Source organism: Xenorhabdus thuongxuanensis, from assembly GCF_001908095.1.
GTDB lineage: Bacteria > Pseudomonadota > Gammaproteobacteria > Enterobacterales > Enterobacteriaceae > Xenorhabdus > Xenorhabdus thuongxuanensis.
The window spans coordinates 1-19,225 of the sequence record NZ_MKGR01000019.1 but is presented as its reverse complement, the minus strand read 5'-3'; the positions used below and the strand labels follow the sequence as shown (position 1 = coordinate 19,225).

General features: G+C 43.4%; 19 protein-coding genes and 1 other RNA gene. 8 read left to right on the top strand and 12 right to left on the bottom strand.

All coding sequences use genetic code 11. The features are described 5' to 3' along the window. Positions 1-197 precede the first annotated feature (197 nt). From arcB to mtgA, 3 genes are all read left to right on the top strand, one after another. On the top strand, positions 198-2,498 hold the full coding sequence (gene arcB / locus Xentx_RS12505; protein ID WP_074020565.1) for an aerobic respiration two-component sensor histidine kinase ArcB: 2,301 nt from the start codon (positions 198-200) through the stop codon (positions 2,496-2,498). Positions 2,499-2,734: 236 nt separating this feature from the next. Then, the gene (gene elbB, locus Xentx_RS12500) at positions 2,735-3,388 is read left to right on the top strand and encodes an isoprenoid biosynthesis glyoxalase ElbB (RefSeq protein WP_074020564.1); all 654 of its coding nucleotides are present in this window, start codon (positions 2,735-2,737) and stop codon (positions 3,386-3,388) included. A 4-nt stretch (positions 3,389-3,392) separates the two neighbouring features. Beyond that, positions 3,393-4,145, top strand: a complete 753-nt coding sequence (gene mtgA, locus Xentx_RS12495; protein WP_074020563.1) for a monofunctional biosynthetic peptidoglycan transglycosylase — start codon at positions 3,393-3,395, stop codon at positions 4,143-4,145. Between the two features lie 21 nt (positions 4,146-4,166). On the opposite strand, the gene dolP is transcribed toward mtgA, so the two are convergent. The 4 genes from dolP to Xentx_RS12475 are packed head-to-tail and all read right to left on the bottom strand — an operon-like array spanning position 4,167 to position 7,644. Further along, entirely contained in the window at positions 4,167-4,742 is a 576-nt protein-coding gene (gene dolP / locus Xentx_RS12490; protein WP_074020562.1) for a division/outer membrane stress-associated lipid-binding lipoprotein, read from the bottom strand. An 11-nt stretch (positions 4,743-4,753) separates the two neighbouring features. Beyond that, the gene (gene diaA, locus Xentx_RS12485; protein ID WP_074020561.1) at positions 4,754-5,344 is read right to left on the bottom strand and encodes a DnaA initiator-associating protein DiaA; all 591 of its coding nucleotides are present in this window, start codon (positions 5,342-5,344) and stop codon (positions 4,754-4,756) included. Between the two features lie 54 nt (positions 5,345-5,398). Then, the gene (locus Xentx_RS12480) at positions 5,399-5,779 is read right to left on the bottom strand and encodes a YraN family protein (protein WP_074020560.1); all 381 of its coding nucleotides are present in this window, start codon (positions 5,777-5,779) and stop codon (positions 5,399-5,401) included. A gap of 35 nt (positions 5,780-5,814) precedes the next feature. Next, positions 5,815-7,644: a penicillin-binding protein activator gene (locus Xentx_RS12475; RefSeq protein ID WP_083600957.1), complete on the bottom strand. Its 1,830-nt coding sequence runs from the start codon at positions 7,642-7,644 to the stop codon at positions 5,815-5,817. Between the two features lie 63 nt (positions 7,645-7,707). Between Xentx_RS12475 and rsmI the strand changes: the two genes are divergently transcribed. Together rsmI and rnpB are read left to right on the top strand one after the other, a co-directional pair. Then, a complete protein-coding gene (gene rsmI, locus Xentx_RS12470; protein WP_074020558.1) occupies positions 7,708-8,598 on the top strand; it encodes a 16S rRNA (cytidine(1402)-2'-O)-methyltransferase in 891 nt (296 codons plus the stop codon). 42 nt (positions 8,599-8,640) lie between these two features. Continuing rightward, an RNA gene (gene rnpB, locus Xentx_RS12465) (RNase P RNA component class A) lies at positions 8,641-9,027 on the top strand. Between the two features lie 54 nt (positions 9,028-9,081). Here the strand turns inward: rnpB and Xentx_RS12460 are convergent. Then, positions 9,082-9,786 carry a pirin family protein gene (locus Xentx_RS12460; RefSeq protein ID WP_074020557.1) on the bottom strand — a complete coding sequence of 235 codons (705 nt, stop codon included), beginning with the start codon at positions 9,784-9,786 and terminating at the stop codon, positions 9,082-9,084. A 112-nt stretch (positions 9,787-9,898) separates the two neighbouring features. Here Xentx_RS12460 and Xentx_RS12455 point away from each other — a divergent pair, with 112 nt between their 5' ends. Then, complete coding sequence (locus Xentx_RS12455; RefSeq protein ID WP_074020556.1) at positions 9,899-10,795, top strand: LysR family transcriptional regulator; 897 nt, start codon at positions 9,899-9,901, stop codon at positions 10,793-10,795. 134 nt (positions 10,796-10,929) lie between these two features. Here the strand turns inward: Xentx_RS12455 and Xentx_RS12450 are convergent, their stop codons facing one another. The 5 genes from Xentx_RS12450 to Xentx_RS12430 all read right to left on the bottom strand — a co-directional run bounded on the left by Xentx_RS12450 (position 10,930) and on the right by Xentx_RS12430 (position 13,413). After that, positions 10,930-11,325, bottom strand: coding sequence for a DoxX family protein (locus tag Xentx_RS12450; protein ID WP_074020555.1), 396 nt, complete (start codon positions 11,323-11,325; stop codon positions 10,930-10,932). A 193-nt stretch (positions 11,326-11,518) separates the two neighbouring features. After that, entirely contained in the window at positions 11,519-11,812 is a 294-nt protein-coding gene (locus Xentx_RS12445) for a YqjK-like family protein (RefSeq protein ID WP_074020554.1), read from the bottom strand. Continuing rightward, the gene (locus Xentx_RS12440; RefSeq protein ID WP_074020553.1) at positions 11,805-12,206 is read right to left on the bottom strand and encodes a phage holin family protein; all 402 of its coding nucleotides are present in this window, start codon (positions 12,204-12,206) and stop codon (positions 11,805-11,807) included. The genes Xentx_RS12445 and Xentx_RS12440 overlap by 8 nt, the downstream gene beginning before the upstream one ends. A 1-nt stretch (position 12,207) precedes the next feature. Further along, positions 12,208-12,513: an ElaB/YgaM/YqjD family protein gene (locus Xentx_RS12435; RefSeq protein WP_074020552.1), complete on the bottom strand. Its 306-nt coding sequence runs from the start codon at positions 12,511-12,513 to the stop codon at positions 12,208-12,210. A 231-nt stretch (positions 12,514-12,744) separates the two neighbouring features. Continuing rightward, entirely contained in the window at positions 12,745-13,413 is a 669-nt protein-coding gene (locus tag Xentx_RS12430; protein ID WP_074020551.1) for a DedA family protein, read from the bottom strand. Positions 13,414-14,044: 631 nt separating this feature from the next. Here Xentx_RS12430 and sstT point away from each other — a divergent pair. Beyond that, the gene (gene sstT, locus Xentx_RS12425; protein WP_074020550.1) at positions 14,045-15,289 is read left to right on the top strand and encodes a serine/threonine transporter SstT; all 1,245 of its coding nucleotides are present in this window, start codon (positions 14,045-14,047) and stop codon (positions 15,287-15,289) included. 77 nt (positions 15,290-15,366) lie between these two features. Here sstT and Xentx_RS12420 read toward each other — a convergent pair whose 3' ends face one another. Further along, a complete protein-coding gene (locus Xentx_RS12420; protein ID WP_074020549.1) occupies positions 15,367-17,388 on the bottom strand; it encodes an NADPH-dependent 2,4-dienoyl-CoA reductase in 2,022 nt (673 codons plus the stop codon). A gap of 339 nt (positions 17,389-17,727) precedes the next feature. On the opposite strand from Xentx_RS12420, the gene Xentx_RS12415 reads away from it, so the two are divergent. Continuing rightward, positions 17,728-18,324 (top strand): GNAT family N-acetyltransferase, encoded by a 597-nt coding sequence (locus Xentx_RS12415; RefSeq protein WP_074020548.1) that lies wholly within the window; start codon positions 17,728-17,730, stop codon positions 18,322-18,324. 32 nt (positions 18,325-18,356) lie between these two features. On the opposite strand, the gene Xentx_RS12410 is transcribed toward Xentx_RS12415, so the two are convergent. After that, a partial coding sequence (locus Xentx_RS12410; protein WP_074020547.1) for a VirK/YbjX family protein occupies positions 18,357-19,225 on the bottom strand: 869 nt, incomplete at its 5' end.

The following is a 19,225-nucleotide window of genomic DNA, read 5'->3' as shown; positions in this document are numbered from 1 at the left end:
AATTTGTAAGAGGAAGTTATCGGTGCTTTTCTGATCAAAATTAAATCAATGAAATTTATTTGCATAATTATTCTTATAATTTTCATTTTTATTCTTTGTGAGAAGTTAAGGGGGATATTCCGTAACGAAGTTGGGACTTTTTTACGTTATGATTCAATCTAGTAACTTTACTGGAAAAGATTTCACTGGGAGCTGTTATGAAGCTGATTCGAGGACTTGCCCAATATTATGTAGATTTGATGATGAAGCTGGGGCTGGTACGTTTTTCTATATTACTTGCATCAGCTTTAGTCGTTCTTGCGATGGCGATGCAGATGGCGGTGACATTTGTACTACATGGGGAAGTACAGAGTATTGATTTAATTCGTTCCATCTTTTTTGGTTTGTTAATTACCCCCTGGGCAGTTTATTTTCTCTCCATCGTAGTAGAACAACTTGAAGAATCCCGCCAGCGTGATGCGAAATTAAACCTACAACTCAAAGAAAACATCGATCAATTGAACCAAGAGATTAGTGACAGAGAGAAGGCGGAAAAAGCCCATTTGGTTTTGTTGGATAAACTCAAATTGGAAATGGAACAGCGTGAGAAAACCCAGATTGAGCTTGAGCAGCAATCGATACTGTTGCGTTCATTTCTGGATGCTTCCCCAGATTTGGTTTATTACCGCAATGAAGATAATGAATTTTCCGGTTGTAATAGGGCGATGGAATTACTGACTGGCAAAAGCGAAAAGCAGCTTATTGGCCTGACGCCGACAGATGTTTACGATAAAGAAATTGCCAGCAAGGTGATGGAAACCGATGAAAAAGTATTTCGCCACAATGTATCCCTGACCTATGAACAATGGTTAGTTTACCCCGATGGACGCAAGGCTTGTTTTGAACTTAGGAAAGTCCCTTTTTATGATCGTGTTGGCAAGCGACATGGATTAATGGGATTTGGGCGCGATATAACGGAGCGTAAACGCTATCAAGACGCATTGGAAAACGCCAGCAGGGATAAGACAACTTTTATCTCTACGATTAGCCACGAGCTTCGTACGCCTTTAAATGGCATTGTGGGCTTGAGTCGAATTTTGATGGATACCGACTTAACGCCAGAGCAATGTAAGTATCTAGAAACAATCCATGTTAGCGCCATTACATTGGGTAATATTTTCAATGATATTATAGAGTTAGATAAAATTGAGCGCCGCAAAATCCAACTTGATAACCAACCGATTGATTTCACCGGTTTCATGACAGATTTAGAAAATATTGCAGGTTTATTAGCGCAGCCTAAGGGAATTAAATTTGTTCTAGAGCCAGAGTTGCCACTACCAACAAAAGTGCTGACTGATGGAACCCGTTTGCGACAAATTTTGTGGAACCTGATTAGTAATGCCGTGAAATTTACGCCTGAAGGCGAGATTAAAGTTCGTATCTGGTGTGAAGAAGAAGAGGAACTCCTATTCTTTGAAGTGACGGATTCCGGCATTGGTATTCCTTCTGACGAGCTGGAAAAAATCTTTGCCATGTATTACCAGGTTAAAGACAGCGCTGGTGGGCGTCCTGCAACCGGAACTGGGATTGGCCTTGCAGTTTCGAAGCGTCTTGCTTTAAGCATGGGAGGGGACATTGTGGTGAAAAGTACGTTGGGCAAAGGTTCTTGCTTTACCTTGTCTGTCGTTGCACCAGCCATTGATGAACACCCGAAAGGGAAGGTTGAACAAGATACTATGCCATTGCCAGCACTGAATATCTTACTGGTAGAAGATATTGAATTGAACGTTATTGTAGCCCGTTCTGTTCTGGAGAAGTTGGGGAACAGTGTGGATGTTGCCATGAATGGTCATGATGCACTGGCAATGTTTGATCCTGATGAATATGACTTAGTGTTACTGGATATCCAATTACCGGATATGACGGGGCTGGATATCTCCCGCCAATTGCACCAGCGTTACTCCTCCCAATCCTTGCCTCCTTTGATCGCGCTGACGGCTAATGTATTAAAGGATAAAAAAGAATACCTTGATGCGGGAATGGATGATGTGCTCAATAAGCCGTTATCTGTCAAGGCGTTGACTGCCGTAATAGAAAAATATTGGGGTAAGGGCTCTGAATCTGACACTGCCTTAGTGGAAGTTGATATTGTGAATCAGGATGAAGAACGGCTGGATACGGAGATGCTTAACCAATATATCGAATTGGTTGGGCCAAAAATGATCACAGACAACCTGATTATTTTTGAAAACATGATGCCAAATTACCTTGCTTTACTGGACTCCAATATGACTGCCAGAGATCAAAAAGGCATTACGGAGGAGGCGCATAAAATCAAGGGAGCAGCTGGTTCAGTAGGATTACGCCATTTGCAGCAATTGGCACAGCAGATTCAATCACCGGATTTACCTGCGTGGTGGGATAATGTTCAGGAATGGGTGGATGAGTTAAAGTTGGAATGGAAGCAAGATATAGAAATATTAAGAAACTGGTTATCAAGCGTTACAAAAAAATAACCCCAACCGAAGTTGGGGTGCGCTAATACTGCGCCAACACCAGGGAAACTTGTTTACCCGCTTATCTAAGGTTTATTTTCGATGCGAGTAATTAAAGAATTCTTTCACACACAATACAAGTACCAACATAGCAAAGATAAGATTTTTTGTTACAAGATTCATTAAAATCTGTGATGAAGATTGGTGTTTAACCCTCTAAGGGGTTAAGCATTAATCTACTACAAATGGAGAGAAATATGAAATCTGTTGCTGTTATATTAAGTGGATGTGGAGTGTACGATGGAAGTGAAATTCACGAATCAGTTCTCACTATGCTCTCTTTAAGCCGTCTTGGCTCTGAAGTGTCTTTTTTTTCGCCTGATGAGGTACAACATCATGTTATTAATCACCTTAACGGAGAAGAGAAACCAGAAATCCGCTACATAATGGAAGAGTCAGCTCGCATAACAAGAGGAAATATACAGCCTTTATCCGAAATTAATATTGATAAGTTGGATGCGCTAATTATTCCTGGTGGTTTTGGTGCGGCTAAGAATTTATGTAATTTCGCATTCAAAGGATCGGATTGTGAAATAAATAAAGAATTTTTGAGTATAGTGCGAAATATGCATCAGCAAGGTAAACCGATGGGGTTCATGTGCATTGCCCCTGTTATGGTGCCTAAAATATTAGGCAAACCGATAAAAGTAACCATCGGCAATGATCCAGAAACTGTGGCTCAAATAGAGAGAATGGGAGGGGTACATGTGGAGTGCCCTGTTGATGACATTGTCATTGATTTTGAAAACAAAATTGTAACAACACCAGCTTATATGCTCGCAGAATCTTTGGCTCAGGCAGAAAAAGGAATTGATAAGTTGGTTAGGAAAATATTGGAAATGATTGAGTAACCGGATGAGAAATCCTTTTTCAATATTGTGGCGCTGGCTGAAAAGAATTGTCGTGTCGATCACGGTTTTGTGGTTCATTGCTGTAATTGCCTTTTCATTTTTACCAGTGCCGTTTTCTATGATGATGATAGAGAGACAAATTGTTTCTTTAATATCAATTAATTTGTCTTATGTTTCTCGTTCTTCATGGGTGGATCAGAATCATATTTCACCTTATATGACGTTAGCTGTTATCGCAGCGGAAGATCAAAAATTCCCAAAACATTGGGGATTTGATTTTGAAGCTATCGAAAATGCTATGGCATATAACAAAAAATATGAGAAGCGAATTCGAGGGGCATCGACAATTTCCCAGCAAACCACTAAAAATTTATTCCTATGGGAAGGGCGTAGTTGGATAAGAAAGGGATTAGAAACGGGAATGACTGCCGTACTGGAATTACTCTGGTCAAAGAAACGTATTTTAACGGTCTATCTCAATATTGCTGAGTTTGGCAATGGTATTTTTGGTGTTGAGGAAGCGGCTCAACATTACTTTGGCAAGCCAGCCTGTCGATTGACAGCTACTGAATCTGCATTGCTTGCTGCTGTGTTGCCAAACCCTCATCGTTATAAAGTGAATGCGCCTTCCAGATATGTACTGCAACGTCAGCAATGGATTTTGCGGCAAATGCAGTTAATGGGGGGAGTGAATTACTTAAAGCAAAATAACTTGAGGTGGGAGTCGAGTACAGGATGTGAGATCGGGCGGTATTGATTAATGCCGCCCTAATGATTTTTAGTTCAGATAAGTAAATGCTGTTGTTACACGTTTTACTCCACTGGTTTCGCTGGCGATTTTCGCAACCGCAACCCCCTCTTGTCGGGTGACGATGCCAAACAAAAAGACTTCACCATCTTCTGTTACCACTTTGATGCTGGATGACTTCACGGCATCACTGGTTAAAATTTTGGAGCGCACTTTGGTTGTTAACCAGGCATCAGTGGAGGCCGTGCCTAGGGTAATGGGATTGCCCTGACGGATCTCATTATATATCACATCTGTGCCTTCAACCTTTGAAGCAATCTGTTTTGCCCGCTCGGCCAGGGCCATATTGGGGCTTTGCCCGGTTAAAAGAATCTTGCCTTGATACACAGTCACTGCTATGCGGGTTTGTGCCTTAATCTGTGGATCTTTGCTGATGGCATTGCTGACACGAGCTTCCAGTGTAGTGTCGTCAACTTGTTGCCCAATGGTTCGCGGATCTGAACCGGCTTTTGTGGCAATTGCAGCGGAACCTACGACAGCGGCACCAATACATCCTTGTAACAGAATTGCACTAAAACATACCAATAATAGAGAAAATAACCGCATTAGCTGGCTCCTTATTCATCCTGATGAGGGAATAACGTGTTGTCGATTAAGTCGCACAGACAGTTGATTGTCAACATATGAACTTCTTGGATCCTGATGCTGTGATGTGAGGGAATACGTATCTCAACATCCTGAGGACCTAGTAAGCCCGCCAGTTCACCGCCATCGTAACCCGTCAGCGCAACGATAGTCATATCACGTGTAACAGCAGCTTCTACTGCTTTGATAATATCTCGACTGTTCCCGTGTGTAGAAATAGCAAGCAGGACGTCCCCTGCTTGTCCCAGGGCCCTGACTTGTTTGGCGTAGATTTCGTCAGGCTGTTTACTATTGGCGATAGCGGTGATCACCACATTATCAGTATTCAATGACAGAGCTGGCAGGCTTGGCCGATCCGTTTCAAACCGATTGATCATGCTGGCAGTAAAACGCTGTGCCGTTGCGGCAGATCCACCATTACCACAGCAAAGAATTTTGTTGCCGCTCAGCAGTGATTGAACCATCATCATCGCGGCGCGTGATATGGCGTCGGGTAATGCTTCTGCTGCTGCGATCTGAGTTTGAATACTTTCTGTAAAACAGACTTTAATTCTATCCAGCACGTTATGACCTATGTATATTGGAATTATTTATTTAGCGAGAAAATTGAGAACCTATTAAAATAGGCTCTCATTCAGGGTGAAGGCATTTTTCAGCCATTCAAATTTCTGTCCTGTTATTGCACAAACATCGAAGCGACATGATGCCGTTTCCAGACATTCATTGCGTCGGGACAGCCAGACAGCAGCTGTATACAAGAGCTTTCTGCGCTTACTTTGAGTAATTGTAGCAATGGCGCCACCATATTGTGCATTTCGGCGGAAACGAACTTCAACGAATACCCATGTATGCCTGTCACGCATAATCAGATCGATTTCCCCGCCACGAATTTTTACATTCTCAGCAACAAAGACAAGCCCTTGTTTTTGCAAAAACAGTTTAGCCTGATGTTCATAATGGCGCCCCAGCGCGTAGCGATTGTCTGTTGGTTTTTTCATCCTGAAATGACCACGATACCTTTAATCACAGAAAATTATTCACTTCCGGGATTTTCTCCTCGAGTAGTACTATCGGTGCTTTCTATGTTATCGATACCTTCCGTGCTATTGGTATTTTTGGTGTTATTGGCATTTTCAAGGGTTATGCGACCATTATTGAATTGCATCCAAGGCAACTGACGCAAGATAGTACAGTTATCCATCACGGATAGTTCCCCCGAAGCACCGCTCAAATGAAATCCTATTTCTTGCTGCATTTGCGTAAATTGATTGGCTAGTGACCATGCATCAATGCCCATCGCATAGAGACGCATCAGAGAATAATCATTGGTGAATTTCTTGGCTGCTTGCTGCATTAACGGCACATTTATGCCTGTTAGCAGAGGGATGTCACTAAACTGTATGCCATCCATTTCCAGGCGGAAATCAGCGCCTGAACCTGCTTTATTACTGCGTGAGCTGGCATAAAGTGCTGGTTTTTTACGGGAGCTGATTGCCATATCGATCATTGGCTTGATAATTGTCAGTTCATTTGCTGTTGCGACAATATAAACAGCATCGACGGGACCCATGGCTGGGGTTGTGGAAATAACTGGCGTGCCAGACAAACGAATGCCAATACCACGATTCATGGATTGCCTCATTTCATCCAGCGTGCCAAAAGATTGTTGTAATACCGTCTGACCACCCAGCTTTTGCCACTCTTGTGCAAAGGCTTGTGCAACTCGGTTACCTAATTCAGTGCGAGGTATGAGTACCAAAGGGCTGCGTTTTTGCTGTTGCCAGATATGCATGGCGGCATTTTTTGCCTCATCTTCAGGAGAGAGTGAGAAATAACAGATATTCGGCCGACTTTGTGGCATATCGAGTTCATTGAGCGCCAGAATATTTAGTGGAGTTTCAATTTGAGCTAGTTGTTCCACATTGGGTTTCAGTAAAGGTCCAACCACCAGAGTGACACCATCTTGTTTAGCCTGTTCCAGCAGCTCGGTAAGGGGTTGGCTGTTGGTGTCATAGACTTTTATAGTCTGATTATTGACAGGAGCATCATTAATTGTAGAAAAGGTTGTGGTTGTCGGAGATGCTGTCTCTGGGGATGCTGTATCTGTGATCGCACCTATTTCCGGTTCCGTTGTGGCAGCACCAGCATTCCCTGAGTTTGCAGTGCTGGCATTTTCAGGGTTGGCAGATGGTTCGGCGTTAACGGCACCGTTTGGATCGGTGGCATTTGCTGGCAACGATGATTCTGGCAACGATGGTTTTGGTAATCCTTTTTGGGCATCAAGGAAACCTTGGCGAATGGCATCACCAAATATTTTAGCCGGACCACTCAAAGGCAGAAATAACCCAATTGTGGCATGGCTGCCGCTGGCTTCTTGTAGCATTTGTTGCAAGGCAATAGGTAAACTGTGTGCCGCAGGGTTATTTGGATAACGGATTTGCCAATCGTGAATAGCGAGGCGCAGTTTATCAAGATCCAGTTTATTGGTCTGATAGGTATTGAGTAAATCAAGCCAGCCCTGCAACGTATACTCATTGGCATTAATCACTAATTCGCTCATTTGCTGTGGGGAGAGTTGCGTCAGTAATTGCCAGGTTTCATCGAGGTTTTTTTTGCGGGCAGCTTCATCTGGTGCGTAGGAGCCTAATGCGATATAAGCACGGATAACATCTAGCGTTGGTTGATTGTGTGCTGCGTCAATAATGGCCTGGTAGCGGTTAATCTCTGCGCTGATCTTATCCTGAGGCTTAGAAGTTGGTTGCCCTTGCTGTTTGGGCATGGTACACCCTGCAATAATCATAATTGACAGCAGTGCTGTATAGATTAAACCAGTTTTTAAACGCACAAAAATTGAGGGAAGCATACTGTATCCAGTGATGTTTTTTTCAAAGATGCTCAATTTTAAATCGGTCATTCGGATGAAACAATGAATCAAACCAATCGAGCAGCGGTTACGACATCCACGCTGTATGTTGTACCAACCCCTATTGGAAATCTGGGGGATATTACTCAGCGTGCTCTTGAAGTTCTTAAACATGTCGATCTGATTGCAGCCGAAGATACGCGACACACTGGCTTGTTGCTTCAACATTTTGCCATTAATGCGCGCATGTTCGCACTTCACGATCATAATGAACAGCAAAAAGCAGATCAATTGCTTACGAAACTCGAACAAGGAGCGAGTATCGCATTGGTATCTGATGCCGGTACGCCGTTGATTAACGATCCGGGTTATCATCTGGTTCGCCGTTGCCGTGAAGCCGGTATCAATGTGGTTCCACTACCTGGCCCTTGTGCTGCCATTACAGCATTGTCTGCTGCTGGCTTGCCTTCAGATCGTTTTTGTTATGAAGGCTTCTTGCCCGCTAAAAGTAAGGGACGTCAGGATACCTTGCGTGAATTAGCACAAGAGCCGCGTACACTGATTTTCTACGAATCGACACATCGTCTGTTGGACAGTTTAGAAGATATTGTGAAAGTATGGGGTGCCGATCGCTATATCGTGTTGGCACGAGAATTGACCAAAACGTGGGAATCGATTCAAGGAATGCCCGCAGGTGAGCTTGTGGCATGGGTCAAGGAAGATGAAACTCGTCGCCGCGGAGAAATGGTTCTGATTGTGGAAGGGTATCATAAGCCCGCCGAGGATAGCTTGCCACAGGAAGCCTTGCGGACATTGGCATTACTGCAAAAAGAGCTGCCATTGAAAAAGGCGGCGGCATTGGCAGCAGAGATCCATGGTGTGAAGAAAAATGCCTTGTATCGTTATTCACTCGATCAAAACACGACCTTGGGACAAATTGAAGAAGACGCGTGAAAACCCTATACATTGGATATTAAACCTCTTATAATCCGCGCCGGAGTTGACCAGACAGTCGCTGCTTTACCGCTCTCTCGGGAGAAGTAAAGGGGAGGAAAGTCCGGGCTCCATAGGGCAGGGTGCCAGATAACGTCTGGGAGGTGAAAGCCTACGACTAGTGCAACAGAGAGCAAACCGCCGATGGCCTAGCTTTGTTTGTAAAAGCAATTTTGGGATCAGGTAAGGGTGAAAGGGTGCGGTAAGAGCGCACCGCGCGACTGGCAACAGTTCGTGGCACGGTAAACTCCACCCGGAGCAAGACCAAATAGGGGTTCGCATGGTACGGCCCGTACCGAACCCGGGTAGGTTGCTTGAGCCAGTGCGCAAGTGCTGGCCTAGATGAATGGCTGTCCAAGACAGAACCCGGCTTATCGGTCAACTTCACAGATTTTGCCCTATAGAGCAGATGCTTTATAGGGCTTTTTCTTTATAAATAAGGAATTAATAGTCAGCCAAATCAATCAGCAGGCCCCGAAATGGCGTCTTCGTTTGTAACATCACGTTCTGCTCTTCCTGAATAAATACACCATCCCCACATTTAATCTTTATATCCCTGCTTTGGTTGCCATTAATTATTGCATTACCACTGATGGATTGAAGGTAAGCATGTTTGCCATGTAAAGACAAAATTTGGCTGTTATGCGGCTGAAGTACGAGATAGCTTATCCACGCTTGTTGGCGCAGATGCAGGCTATTGTTTTCTGACGTAGGAGAGGCTAGTAATGTCAGCGGCTTATTTGGCAGAACTCTATGCTGTAGTGGCCGTGCTTCTTGCTGAGGACAGGCATTGAGCCAGAGTTGCAACCGTGTCAATGGGAGCGTGTCACTGGTATTGTGCTCACTGTAACGAATCCCTTGACGCGCAGAAAATAGCAAACAATCCCCTTGGCGTGCATGGAAGTTATTACCTTCACTGTCTCGATATTGAGCTTCTCCTTGCAGGATAATATTCAGGACGTCAACATGAGGGTAAGATTTGGGTTGAAACTCGGCTTTCGGCGCCAAAACTTCCTGATTAAGAACACGCAACGTCCTATAGTTCAAAAATTTTGGGTCAAAATAGTGGCCAAATGAAAAAGTATAGCGAGCCTGTAACCAGCCATAATCGGCTTTTCCGCATTGATTTGCTGTTCTCATTATTATCATGCTGTTACCTCTTAAACTATAGATCTATGACTGTCGATCTTAATTATCTGGACGTTGAAATGTTAGCCAGTTAATCTGGTGGCTATATTCAAAATTCCTGATTGAGAAAAATATGGGCAAAGAGCGTGCGCTTACTTTGGAATCCCTGCGGGTAATGGATGCGATAGATCGACGGGGAAGTTTTGCTGCGGCAGCAGATGAGTTGGGTCGGGTTCCTTCTGCGCTGAGTTATACCATGCAGAAATTGGAAGAGGAATTGGACGTTGTACTGTTTGATCGCTCTGGTCATCGCACGAAATTTACTAATGTTGGCCGGATGCTATTGGAGCGAGGGCGGTTACTGCTTGAAGCTGCGGATAAATTGACCGCAGATGCAGAAGCACTCGCCCGTGGTTGGGAAACACACCTGACTATTGTGTGTGAAGCGCTGTTCCCAATGGCATCTCTGTTCCCTCTCGTGGATAAATTGGCGGCGAAATCTAATACGCAACTTTCGTTAATGACGGAAGTATTAGCCGGTGCTTGGGAACGTCTGGAAACAGGATATGCTGATATTGTGATTGCACCGGCTCTTCATTTCAGGGCGTCAGCCGAAGTGAATTCACGGACACTTTATTCTATTAACAATGTCTATGTTGCCAGTGCGGATCACCCTATTCATCATGAACCCGAACCCTTGTCTGATGCGACACGGGTGAAATATCGTGGAATAGCTGTCGCTGATACGGCAAGGGAGCGTCCGGTATTGACGGTTAAGTTATTGGATAAACAACCGCGCTTGACGGTGAGTTCATTGGAAGATAAACGTCAGGCGCTTTTGGCAGGATTGGGAGTGGCAACCATGCCATACCCTATGGTGGAACAAGATATTGCCGAAGGTCGTTTGCGGGTGATTGGTTCGGAATACAGCCATGAAACCAACATTATCATGGCATGGCGGCGTGATAGTATGGGAGAAGCCAAGTCTTGGTGCTTGCGTGAAATCCCTAAATTGTTTGCGAAGCAATAACATGAGTGAAAAAACAATTAAGGTACATGCCACCAAGATAATAAAGCGAATGTAGAGAATATCATGAAGCCCCTTGTTGCAAATACACAGGAAGGGGCTATAAAAAGAAAGGGCAATGATCTGTTTTTCTTCGATTACCAATTTTTCTTCATTACATGGTCAATACTGAATCTTCCTGGTCCTATCATAGCCAGTAACAGGTAGCCTGCGCCGATGGAGAAGTTTTTCAGAAACATGGTCATGTTCAGGTCATTTGAAAAATCGCTATGGAACAGGAGCGCGGTCAGGATACAGAAAATAAATGTAAACACAGCCGTAGTGCGAGTCAATAAGCCAAACATCACAGCAAGCCCACCCCCCAGTTCAAGTAAGATAGTCAGTGGCAAGAGAATTCCCGGCACCTTCATGGCTTCCATAAATTCCTGCGTTCCTGCATAGGCATCACCTAGTTTTCCATATCCTGCGATAATGAAAAGAACGGATATTAAAATACGGGCAACCAATAGGCCACTATCTTCAAATTTTTTCATGATTGTCTCCACAAATACCGCAGGCCGCGATAAATAAACTGTCTGTTTCAGCTTTTATTGTCCAGAAAACGGACTGAACAGTACGATTTGTTAATCATTATCTGATGGGAAGTATTTTAAGGAGAGGTGTTATTGGTTGATAGTAAGGAATATTAACTATTTCAAGCAGTTTTTTTGAAAGAATTCGATGGTATTAATTTTTGTATAGTGTGTTTCGTACGATTTTTATGATCCTGAAGATGTTGATTATACGATGTGACCAGCGATAAAACTGCCTGGGGTGGCGGAATCCGTAAAGCAGGGCAAGGCCAGAACCGATGGCAACATAGGGCTTAAAAGCAACAAGAGTTTGCCAACCCTTATCATATGGCTGTGCCACTTCAAGCCAATTCCGGCTATATGCAGCAATTAACTGTCGTTGTTGTTGGATCTCTTTTAATAGCTGCTGCTTTTGCAACTTTCGCTGGTGATACCCAGATTTATTCATGAGAATCATCCTCCAGCATTTTGCGGTCAACATGTAATTGTGTTCGAGTCGCGTTAAAAAAGGTCAGTTTTTGAGCCTTTTTTATCGTCCATATTGCACTAAATACGGCGAGGAGCAGTAACATTCCGGCAGTGATAGCTATTGCCGTGATTCGGTAGGCTGGATCGGTGGCCCAGAATATCAGCACCAATAGGCACATCAAGCCAAAGCCTGCGAATAGTAATGTCAATCCTACCAGTAGTAGCAGTTGTACCAGTGTTGCTGCTCCCTCTTCCAACTCAACGGCAACGAGTTGGATACGAGTTTCAACTATGTGAACAGCAATTGCTGCTACTCGCCGTACAGTATCAAAGAGCCATTTTCCTGGGCCTTTCGAGTGAGGGGATTGGGTCATATTAGCGCCTTGAAAGCAGAACTCCCAATACAACGCCAATTGCAGCACCTATACCGACACCAGCCCACGGATTTTCGCGAACATAACTATTCGCATGACCTGCAATTTCTTTGGTTTGACCTATCAGCTTATCGCCAGCTTCACTGAGCGTAGTACGCGCATTTCTCAGCGTTCTTTCTGCCTTGATGCGTAGTTTTTCCAGTTCTGCTTTTGAGTTATCACTGGAGCTATTGAGGACTTCTTCTAGCGTATCCGCAAGAGATTGTAATTCAGCACGTAGATCTTCAGAGCTTTTCTTTTGTGGCATTGCCTGTCTCCTTAAATATACGATGGATGAATTTCAAACATAGACGCTTTTATCAGGAGATGAAAGTATGAATAGATGAAAAATTATCACAATATATTGCAAATCAACCTTAAATATTGTTTGAGGTGGCTAAGTGTAGAAGCTTAATAGACAAGGTTAGATGCGAGAAGAGTGATTCCCTGTGGTATGTTCGCGACCATACCACAGGGGAACCCAAGGAAAAATAAAGCTTTATGATAGGGGCTTATTAGTGCGCTTTTTGCGCCAAATGATAGTCAGACTTCCAATTAAACCAATGAGCAATAGACACACAGGTAACAGAATCAAAAAGCTCATCAAATATTCTTCATACTGGCGGAACAGAGGACTTTTACCAAGGGCATAACCTAATGTTGTTAGAATAACCACCCATATGAACCCGCTAAGCCAATTGAATATTTGAAAACGTCCATTTTTTAGCCCAGCAAGTCCTGCCAGTGTTGGCAACAATGTCCTGATAAAAGCGAGAAAACGACCTATCAGTAAGGCAGATAAGCCATGACGATGGAATAAGTTATGTGCGCGTTGATGATAATGTGCAGGAAGATGTGACAGCCAGCCCTGAACTAATTTTGTATTGCCAAGCCATTTTCCCTGAAGATATCCGATCCAACAGCCGAGGCTGGCTCCGGTGGTGAGAATGACTAATGTTACAGGGAAACTCATGGTCTCTTTTGCAATTAAAACACCGACTAATATCAACAGGCTATCGCCTGGTAAAAAGGCCGCAGGTAATATCCCGTTTTCCAGAAACAGAATGGTAAATAGTAGTATGTAGATTGCCCATACCAACGACGGATTAGCCAGTGTTTCGTAATCTTGGTGCCAGAGTGCATAAATAAGGTCTGTTACAATTTCCATCAAATGTTCCTAAAACACGGATTAAGAATTACATCTTACTTTTATGGTGCATTTATGGTTAATTTCTATTAAATACTTTGTAATAAAAAGGAATTAATATCAGTTGTCATAAAATGATCTCGAAATCCCTTCAAGATGGCATAAAGATCGACTGGCACACTTTAACAAAATCAGCCGTATCGAGACAGAAAATTTTGCTGATCAATTGAACGTTTACCTAAATGTAAAAATTAATTCATTCAGATATTTCAATTAATTAATCGATCGATGAAATTTTACAAAATAGCATTAACGAGTAATTTGTCATGTGTAATGGCTAAATTTATATCTATTGTCAGTTAATTTCACTTTCGCTATTTGATTAATAGTGGAGAATAATTTCTCCATGCTATTCGTTTTAAATAAATAATCTACACTTATTGCTGAATGCGCTTTTTTAGTAATTAGTTGAATTAATAGATTAATTTGTTATTTCTTGTGGTAAGAGCCTATTACACTATGAATCCCTCAGAATATATTGGATGAGAAAATTGCAGTTTCGATCACACAAATGTAAATGAATTGTTATCAATTGTTGGGTTATCTGTATATTGCAATAAATTACTCTTTATCGTTTTCTATGGATAAGGCTATGAAAAAACAACAAACAGGCTTTGTGCAGTATATTGCACAAGGAAGCCTAGTAAAACAAATCCTTGTCGGGTTAATACTAGGGATATTACTGGCCTGGCTGGCACCTTCCGCGGCTAAGTCGGCTGAATTGCTAGGGACTCTCTTCGTAGGAGCGTTGAAAGCGGTAGCTCCTGTTCTGGTGTGGATCTTGGTCATGTCTTCGATAGCGAACCATAATATAGGCCAGAAAAGCAATATTCGTCCCATTCTGATCTTGTATCTGTTAGGCACATTCTGTGCCGCTGTTGTGGCTGTCATTGGTAGTTTGTTGTTTCCATCAACGTTGGTTCTGGTGACGAGTGACACTCATGTGTCACCCCCTTCAAATATCATTGAAGTGTTAAGAGGATTACTGATCAATATCGTTGCTAACCCGATTGATGCGATATTAAAAGGAAACTACGTTGGGATTCTGGCATGGTCAATTGGTTTGGGGATTGCCTTACGTCATGCCAACGAATCAACTAAGGCATTGATTCAAGACCTGTCAGAGGCAGTGACACAACTTGTACGTGTTGTTATCCGTTTGGCACCTACTGGTATTTTCGGACTGGTTTCCTCAACGATTGCTACTACAGGTTTTGAAACTTTGTTCGGCTATGTTCACCTGTTAACCGTGCTAATTGGTTGCATGATTGTTGTTGCACTGGTTGTCAATCCATTGATTGTCTTCTGGAAAATCCGCCGCAATCCTTACCCTCTGGTTTTTGCTTGCTTGCGCGAAAGTGGCGTAACAGCGTTCTTTACCCGTAGCTCAGCAGCCAATATTCCTGTGAATATGGCAATGTGCCGCCGCATGAAACTTAATGAGGATACTTATTCTGTTTCCATTCCCTTGGGAGCCACCATTAATATGGCGGGGGCGGCTGTGACGATTACCGTATTGACATTAGCGGCCGTGAATACTCTGGGTATACCTGTAGACATTCCTCAAGCGATATTTCTGAGTGTCGTTTCTGTTATTGCAGCATGTGGAGCATCAGGCGTTGCTGGTGGATCATTATTGTTGATCCCTCTGGCATGTAGCATGTTCGGTATTTCCAATGAAATAGCTATGCAGGTTGTTGCTATAGGTTTTATTATTGGAGTATTGCAGGACTCTGCTGAGACAGGCCTAAACTCTTCTACCGATGTGCTGTTTACGGCAGCTGCTTGTCAAGCCGAAGAGTCTCGTACAGTGGCTGATCGACTGGCACAGCGTTAATCATGAGTTGGAATTAAGAGTAGTTGGTCTAAGAACGGTGATAATAAATTATCACCGTTCTTGCTTTTAGATTTGATCTACACTTTAAGCGCCAATTGGGCTCCTTGAGCGATTGCTCTGCGTGCATCTAATTCAGCAGCAATATCTGCTCCACCAATGAGATGTACACTTTTCCCCATTGTTTGTAACGGTTGGTAGAGTGCTTTCAATGGCTCTTGTCCTGCGCAAATAATCACATTATCGACTTCCAGGCATTGTTGTTCATCGCCACGACGGATATGCAATCCCTGATCATCAATTTTCAAATATTGAACGCTGTTTAACATAGTGACGCCTCGCATTAACAGGCTAGTTTTATGCACCCAACCTGTAGTTTTTCCTAAGCCATCCCCGACCTTGGAATCCTTGCGTTGCAGCAGATAGATTTTACGCGGGGAACGCTCGACCTGTGCACCTTCTGGGCGTAATCCTCCCCTATGCATAATGGTTCGATCAATTCCCCACTCATGGCTAAAAGCATGGCTGCTCAAGCTGGTACTTTGCCCGTTTTGACTCAGGTATTCAGCGGTATCAAAACCAATGCCTCCAGCACCGATAATGGCAACATGTTTTCCAACTTGCCGTTTATGTTTCAATACATCAAGGTAAGTCAGTACCTTTTCATGTTCAATACCATCGATATTGGGGATGCGTGGCATAATCCCTGTCGCGATGACGACTTCATCAAATGATGAAAGTTGGTCGATAGTTGCAGTATGGCTAAGGTGTACTTTGACACCATTTAATGCTAATTGGCGTTCAAAATAGCGTAAAGTTTCATGGAATTCTTCTTTACCGGGGATCTGTTTGGCGATATTAAATTGCCCGCCGATTTGGTTTTCTCGTTCAAATAGCGTGACATGGTGTCCTCGGTTGGCTGCTGTGACAGCAAAGGATAATCCCGCCGGCCCAGCACCGATAACAGCGATGGTTTTAGGGGATTTTACCGGAGTGGCAATGAATTCAGTTTCATGGCAGGCGCGTGGATTAACCAGACAAGACGTCAGCTTGCCGACAAAAATTCTGTCCAAACAGGCTTGGTTACAGCCTATGCAAGTGTTGATTTCATCAGCGCGATTTTGTTCGGCTTTCAATACAAATTCGGCATCAGCGAGAAACGGACGCGCCATAGAAATCATATCGGCGCAGCCTTCACTGAGAACTTGTTCGGCAACCTGGGGATTATTGATGCGGTTGGTTGTAATTAGAGGGATGCTGACTTTCCCCATTAATTTTTGCGTAACCCAGCTAAATCCGGCTCTGGGCACCATTGTGGCAATTGTTGGGATACGGGCTTCATGCCAACCGATGCCGGTATTGATAATGGATGCCCCTGCTTTTTCAATCTCCCGTGCCAGTTGTTCAATCTCTTGCCAATTAGATCCATCTTCCACTAAATCCAGCATGGAAAGGCGGTAGATAATGATAAAACGTTCCCCCGTGATAGCGCGGACAGCTTTGACAATTTCTATCGCAAAACGCATGCGATTTTCGAAGGTTCCCCCCCATTTGTCCTGTCGATGATTGGTGCGTGTGACCAGAAACTGATTGATGAGATAACCTTCTGAACCCATGATTTCCACGCCATCATAGCCTGCTCGTTGTGCCAGTTGGGCACAGTGGGCAAAATCCTTTATTGTCTGCTGGATGTCATGCTCAGACATTTCTTTAGGCATAAAGGGGTTAATAGGCGCTTGAATGGCTGAAGGCGCAACGGAATGTTTCTGGTAGCTATAGCGTCCGGCATGCAGGATTTGCAAGGCAATCTTTCCCCCAGCCTGATGTACCGCTTCTGTAATAAGCTTGTGGTGGGGCAGGTGGTCTTCACTATTCAGGACGCTTGCTCCTGCGGCAACAACGCCCTGAGGGTTTGGTGCGATACCGCCGGTCACAATCAGTGCGACTCCTCCCGCAGCCCGTTCTGCATAAAATTGAGCCAGACGTTGGGCACCATCGGGATGTTCTTCAAGCCCCGTGTGCATTGAACCCATCAATACACGGTTTTTTAGCGTGGTAAAGCCCAAATCCAGCGGTGCAAGCAGGTGAGGGTAATTGCTCATTGCATTCTCCATCAAATATTTGGTAGCTCAAGAAATATTATTGTTTTCCGTATGGTGGCAAGCAGCCAAGTGGTCGGATGAGATAATTATCAAATTTAGACAGTTCCAACGTTATTGGAACCATTTTGTTAATTGATTGTGACAAATATCATGAAATAGAGCTTCAATGGCACCTTAATGAAAATTTATTGAGGCGAGAAATGCCTCTTATTTATGATTGTCGCATGTTTTTAACTGTGCATACTGTGAATATATTCTTCCGTAATGATGGATAAGAATGGTGGAATTAAGTCTTGGTAGAAATAAGTGTGGTAGAAATAAGAGTGGAGGAATGTCATTATGGGAAAAATAACAGATTGGGTTACGTTAACCGGAAAAAGTGTGACTTTAGTACCTTTGTCACATGATAGACATGATGAATTTGTTCGTGCTATTGAGGATGGACAGTTACATAAACTGTGGTATGCCAGTGTGCCTGATCCTGTCAATGTCCAGACGGAAATTGAACGCCGTTTAACCCTGCACGCCAAGGGCAGTATGTTGCCTTTTGCTGTCATCAATAATGCAACGGGGACGGCAGTTGGTATGACCACTTATATGAATATCGATGCGAATATTCCCAGATTGGAAATTGGCTCTACGTGGTATGCGCATTCTGTCCAACGTACTGCGATTAATACGGAAGCAAAGTTTTTACTGTTGCAGTATGCATTTGATGAACTGGAATGTGTGGCAGTGGAACTCCGTACCCATTTTTTAAATCATCAAAGCCGCAAGGCGATCGAACGATTGGGAGCAAAACTGGATGGTATTTTGCGTCATCACCTGCGAGCCAAAGATGGTTCGATAAGGGATACTTGCGTTTATAGCATTCTGTTCAATGAATGGCCCGCCATTAAAACGCATCTTACATGGTTAATGGCGAAGCCACGTTGAGTGCCTAATTGGTATTTCTTTCTGGCAGGAAGTCAGGCGGCTTTCAGGGATGCTTTGATATCGTTTTCCAGATCATCCAGTAATTGATAGCGACGGCGATATTCGGCGCGTTTTTTACTGGGGATCTCATCCAAAGATTTTCTTTCTATCAATGATGGCAGATGGAATTCATTATTTTCCTTTCTGACACCACTTAGCGATTCCCAGAAAGAATTGTAATCGGCCACCATTTGATTTTTCTTTTTATGCCAGTAACGGATGCTACGGTAGATATGAGTCTCGTTACTAGCTGCCAAGATTTGCTCACAATTCATATGATCGGCAAAACGACAAATAGCCTCAATCAACAGGCGCTTGGGAAATAATCCATAACACTCTTTGGTTGCATGGCGGATAATCTCCAGAGAATTATCTCCTTTGGTTGGCCCTTGTAGTGCACCAATAAATAGTGTTTGTTTGCCATCAATCGTTAATAAAGTGAAGGCGCACTTGGCCAGAATGACATTCTCCTCGGTAGTCATATATAGAGAGAGTTCACCTTCTTTATTCAGATTGTCCAGTGCATCAATATATAACAAAAATGTTTCATTTTTCCCTTGAATGGTTGCTAGTAAATAAGCATTAACATCGAAAATCCGACTAATAATGGTATATTCTAACTGTTTGAATAATATTTGATAATGATCATTCAGGGCACCGACAATCTGGTTGCGCTTAAAATTAATACTTAAGTATGGACGATGCAATTTGCAAGGCCAACTGGGTTGTTTTTTCAGAATATCCAAATAATGCGGCGTCTTGGTAGGGCGTGTTGATGTTTTGTGAGGGATTATTAGACAGCATGATGATTTGGTATAATTACTTTCGCCAAAAAACAACCAGACCTCACCATCATGCCGCG

Coding starts and splice junctions, on each gene's coding strand:
- arcB (WP_074020565.1), top strand. CDS start 198: ATGAAGCTGATTCGAGGACTTGCCCAATATTATGTAGATTTGATGATG.
- elbB (WP_074020564.1), top strand. CDS start 2,735: ATGAAATCTGTTGCTGTTATATTAAGTGGATGTGGAGTGTACGATGGA.
- mtgA (WP_074020563.1), top strand. CDS start 3,393: ATGAGAAATCCTTTTTCAATATTGTGGCGCTGGCTGAAAAGAATTGTC.
- dolP (WP_074020562.1), bottom strand. CDS start 4,742: ATGCGGTTATTTTCTCTATTATTGGTATGTTTTAGTGCAATTCTGTTA.
- Xentx_RS12480 (WP_074020560.1), bottom strand. CDS start 5,779: ATGAAAAAACCAACAGACAATCGCTACGCGCTGGGGCGCCATTATGAA.
- Xentx_RS12475 (WP_083600957.1), bottom strand. CDS start 7,644: ATGCTTCCCTCAATTTTTGTGCGTTTAAAAACTGGTTTAATCTATACA.
- rsmI (WP_074020558.1), top strand. CDS start 7,708: ATGAATCAAACCAATCGAGCAGCGGTTACGACATCCACGCTGTATGTT.
- Xentx_RS12460 (WP_074020557.1), bottom strand. CDS start 9,786: ATGATAATAATGAGAACAGCAAATCAATGCGGAAAAGCCGATTATGGC.
- Xentx_RS12455 (WP_074020556.1), top strand. CDS start 9,899: ATGGGCAAAGAGCGTGCGCTTACTTTGGAATCCCTGCGGGTAATGGAT.
- Xentx_RS12450 (WP_074020555.1), bottom strand. CDS start 11,325: ATGAAAAAATTTGAAGATAGTGGCCTATTGGTTGCCCGTATTTTAATA.
- Xentx_RS12445 (WP_074020554.1), bottom strand. CDS start 11,812: ATGAATAAATCTGGGTATCACCAGCGAAAGTTGCAAAAGCAGCAGCTA.
- Xentx_RS12440 (WP_074020553.1), bottom strand. CDS start 12,206: ATGACCCAATCCCCTCACTCGAAAGGCCCAGGAAAATGGCTCTTTGAT.
- Xentx_RS12435 (WP_074020552.1), bottom strand. CDS start 12,513: ATGCCACAAAAGAAAAGCTCTGAAGATCTACGTGCTGAATTACAATCT.
- Xentx_RS12430 (WP_074020551.1), bottom strand. CDS start 13,413: ATGGAAATTGTAACAGACCTTATTTATGCACTCTGGCACCAAGATTAC.
- sstT (WP_074020550.1), top strand. CDS start 14,045: ATGAAAAAACAACAAACAGGCTTTGTGCAGTATATTGCACAAGGAAGC.
- Xentx_RS12420 (WP_074020549.1), bottom strand. CDS start 17,388: ATGAGCAATTACCCTCACCTGCTTGCACCGCTGGATTTGGGCTTTACC.
- Xentx_RS12415 (WP_074020548.1), top strand. CDS start 17,728: ATGGGAAAAATAACAGATTGGGTTACGTTAACCGGAAAAAGTGTGACT.